General features: G+C 50.6%; 3 protein-coding genes. 1 reads left to right on the forward strand and 2 read right to left on the reverse strand.

Features of this window, described 5'->3' with window-relative positions; translation table 11 throughout:
• The coding region (locus MoGM_RS12850; protein WP_199181744.1) for a hypothetical protein at positions 1-180 on the forward strand (180 nt) is incomplete at its 5' end.
• A gap of 67 nt (positions 181-247) precedes the next feature.
• Here the strand turns inward: MoGM_RS12850 and MoGM_RS00040 are convergent.
• Positions 248-1,648 carry a DUF5723 family protein gene (locus MoGM_RS00040; protein ID WP_104368234.1) on the reverse strand — a complete coding sequence of 467 codons (1,401 nt, stop codon included), beginning with the start codon at positions 1,646-1,648 and terminating at the stop codon, positions 248-250.
• Between the two features lie 32 nt (positions 1,649-1,680).
• A complete protein-coding gene (locus MoGM_RS00045) occupies positions 1,681-3,477 on the reverse strand; it encodes a hypothetical protein (RefSeq protein ID WP_104368235.1) in 1,797 nt (598 codons plus the stop codon).
• Positions 3,478-4,137: the final 660 nt, after the last annotated feature.

Raw genomic sequence — 4,137 nt, forward strand, 5'->3', positions numbered from 1 at the left:
GAAAAAGAAAGAAGGAGAGAAAAGAAGGACAGGCCAAAGAAAAAAAACAGCAAAAAAAACAAGGAAGGAGAAAGAGAAAGAAAGAGAAAAACAAGAGAAGGAACAGAAAAAGAACAGACAAGGAAAGGAAGAATAAAAAAACAAGTGACAAAGACAATACAATCAAAAGCATCGCAATAATAATTAATGGGGCATCGCAAATACGACGCCCCATTAATTATATAATGTATTACTTAGGATAAGTTGATTACCAAGTGATGTTCATACCCAACGCCACATGAGCGTTTGAGCTGAGAGGCACACACACGCCTTTGGCGGTCTTGCCGAGGATATGATCCATACCGATAAAGAAATTATATCCCTTCGGATGTATGTTAAGCACCCATCCCATGCTCGCCGCAAAACTGTTGACAGCGAAGTTGACACCGCCATCCAGCCATTTGAGCGGAGTGTAGTTTGCGCTTATACGGCCCTCTGTCCACGAATACGCCCCACGGATACGCGTTGTGCTAAGTGCGCCGAACTTCACTTTCTTATATACCGGCAAAGTATATTCCGCTCCGAAATTGAGCGTCGCTCCTATTCCGGTTGTCCGTCCGCCCGTATCGCCCTGGTCTTTCAGGTTGATGAAGTCTGTTATCTGATCGGCATACCCGTCCGAGATATCATCGAGCTTGTCACCCTTTGACGAGCTTACAGCCACATCGTGAAATCCGTCAAACTCAAATTTGTCTGCCGCATTCACCGCACGCGCATTGCTGCTCCAACTGATAAAACCAAGGTCGATCAAAGACGCACTCACCGTCCAATCATCATTTATCTTGTAAACACCGCCAAGGTCGACAGCCATACCGAAGCCGGCGAGACCAGCACCGTCGATGTCGATATCGTTGATGGCCTCATATTGTCCGGCACCTTCACTCTCATAGTCTTTCATTTCCGAAATATATGTGAACCCGCTCATGGACACATTAGCCTCCGCCTGTCCGGACACAATCCACTTCTTGTCTGACGCAAGCTCGGCCTTCATGCCTTTCATCCGCAAATCGGCACGCCCCGCACCGAAAAGGAATTTCAGCTTCGCCCCCACTCTCAGCTTCTCATTTATCTGCCGTGAGTGTCCGAAAGCGAGCTCTGCGAAAGCCTGCGTGTTTATGTTTATGTCGCCGATGTCATAGTTGTTGTTGCCTATGTTCTTTGCAAACTCAAATAGTCCGTAAGGCAGCGACGTACCTACGTTAACACGCGTGTTAAGCTCCACGGTGTTGTATCCGCCGAAAGCCTTGAAGCCGGCAGACAGCACAGTCATGTTCACGTCGGCGAGCACACGGTTGTTGCCCGTTCCGAGTCCGCCAAGAGCATCGCTCACCGATATGTCGGGATGCATGAACGTCGTGAGCCTCTTGCCTCCCGGTGTAGGGTTGTCGAAGAGGATATCGCCCAATCCGTAGTTTCCCTGCATCTTCACGTTGATGTTACCGAGCGCCGGCACCGACACATAGTTATCCTCATTGCCGTATGCGGGATTCATCGTGTGCCGGAAAGTATATTCATCGGTGAAATAAGCCGAGTTTAAAGTCTGTGCCGTCATTGTGCCGCCGACCGCGATCATGGCCGCGGCCAAAATATGTCTATATGATAAATTCATGTCTTTCGCTATTATATATAATAATGTGTAAGTTAGTTAAGGTCTACCGTAACCTTTCCTTTCAGTTTCACCGATATGTTGTCCGCCTTGATATAGTGCTTCGTCGCGTTGAGCGTCTGCCCCGTCACTGCGGGTGCGCCCGCCGTCTTGGCCACTGCCTTGATCGTGAACTTGATCTTGTCGAGTTCCTTCAACGCACCTTTAGTCTGCTGTTTAGCCGTTATTTTGAGCGGTGTCGATACCGACCGGTTCCCGTTGTATGCTGCTATGACACCCTCCACATCCACTTTCACCTTGCCGGGGGCAAGCTCACGACCGGCGACATCCAATGCCACCGCTGTCACTTCGAGATATGCCGGCACGTGATTTTCCACATCGGCCGTGATTTCGAGTCTCGCGTCGTTGCCAAGGTCGATGTCTTCGAGGTCGCTGCTCAGCTCGTCGATACTGTCCGTATACACGATGCAAGCGTCATCGGCAAACGCCAGCGGAGCCTCTATCGCATAAGACGGTTTAATCATATAGTCATGTCCGAGCTTAAACTCCACCACCTTATCCTTGTCTGCCTTTGCCACCGCGCTGAAGGTCACCTTGTCGGGAATGGTCTTTATCAGGTCAGACAGTCCGGGCACAACCACCACCTGGTCATATCCGCCTGCCAGCACGTCAGCGTCGCTCACCCGGCAGATACATATTCTCGTCTTGCTGTTTGCGTTGATTGCCATCTCCGGCACGTTCAGCATTTTCAATACCGCACCGTCTTTATATGCCGTAAGCGTGCCTCTCACCTTTCCGTCAACGTCCATGTCTCCGTCGAGGGTAAGCAATATCTGCGGATTGTACAGGTCTATCACCACCCCGTCTTCTTCTAGGAACGACGGCACTCCGGTGATGTCGGCATCACCGAGGTCGGTAAGGTCTATCGTAGGGTCAAACTGTCCCTCGGCCGATGTGACCACAAACCTGCTCATCGCCACATCACTGCTGACCGAGAACCGTGCGTTGCCCAGCGGCGATCCGTCGAGCACCATCTCCCTGAATGCCGCCGACACCATCACGCTACCGCTGAGATCGATGCTCGTCTTGCCGTTGTTCTTTTTCAGTTCGAGCTTGCCCAGGCTCGTGTCATCGGCCGTGAAGTCGAGACGGGCCACGCTGCCTTTTATCACCAGGTCGCCGGCCGTGCCCACGTTCTTGAAAGACAACTCCGCCCCGCTCTGCGTGTGAGCCGGAGCCTGTATGCCGGTCACCACCATGTATGCGGGGAAGCGCACGGTCAGCTCGGTGAGCTGTGGCACGAATTTCTTGAGATCCTGCGAGAATTTTACCCTCAGCTCGAAATCCTCCGTCACCGTGGCGCCTTTCAGGCTGACAAGCTCTTCCGGGGCATTGTCGTCGCTGTAATCGAACACATGCACCTTACCGTTTGTCCTGGTCTCCGCGGGCAGTGTCACCCTACCCGGCACGTTGGGTATGCCTCCCAGGTCGGGAGTGTCAAATACCACGTCAAACGACTGACTGGTATTTTCCGTTATCACAATCTGCTCTATGCGCACCTTCACCGGCTCAACATCGGCTCCGGCCTGCCTGAACACATAGTCGCCGTTCTCATCTGTCACCACGCACTCCGAATCGTCAATGTCGAGAATGTCGTCCAACGTTATGTTTGTCGTCGAACTGCCCGGCAATGTCAACTCGCCATTGCCTATACCCACGGTCATGTCGACCTCGTCAAGGTCATACTTGTCGTCCGTGCAACCGGCGACGGCAACCACACCCGACACCATCAGCGGTGCCAGCCATTTAGCATCAAATAAATAGAATCTCATTCCTAAATTTTTATGTTAGTTTTGAATTTATTTCTTATTTCATACGGCAGGCTTTCCGCATCGCCCTTGTCACCGAGACGTGGCTCGCCTTCTGAAAAACAGTCTGACCCGAACGGATCAGCCCCGCTCCAAATCATTCGCTCCGCCCGTCGACCCGTACTGGCCATAGCTTATTTTGTGCAAAGATAGCGCAAGCCGAACGCAACGAAAACTTGTTTTCAGTTGCTGAGGCGAAGCCTATCTTGTGCAAAGATAATGCAAATTTCGTTAAAAGAGACATAACCGGATATGAAATATTTTCAAATAACGGTTTTCCGCATGCAACACCGACCAACTTCGTGAGCCACACAAAACGACCATCATTCGAAAAACACATCCGGATAGCGAACCGTTCCACTATATCCCGGCAAGGACATCCGGCCGCAATTCCACAATCATACAAAATTCGTGGGATATGTCAAAAGGATACATGCAGAAAGGATTATTTCACAGCATCATGTCCATTCCCTCATGAGACATATCCATCCCGATTCCTCCCTCTATGAAATTATCAAACAAAAACATCTTCAAAACTCGGCCGTTTCAAAATTAAAATCCTGCGGCCGAAAATAAGCGGATTTTGAGCAGCTTTATACAACAACCTGTATATCAACCCTATAC

This window comes from Prevotella sp. MGM1 (assembly GCF_002933775.1).
Taxonomy (GTDB): Bacteria; Bacteroidota; Bacteroidia; order Bacteroidales; family Bacteroidaceae; genus Prevotella.

What these genes read in the sequence shown, in the direction of transcription:
- MoGM_RS00040 (WP_104368234.1), bottom strand. Translation starts at nt 1,648, where the DNA reads ATGAATTTATCATATAGACATATTTTGGCCGCGGCCATGATCGCGGTC.
- MoGM_RS00045 (WP_104368235.1), bottom strand. Translation starts at nt 3,477, where the DNA reads ATGAGATTCTATTTATTTGATGCTAAATGGCTGGCACCGCTGATGGTG.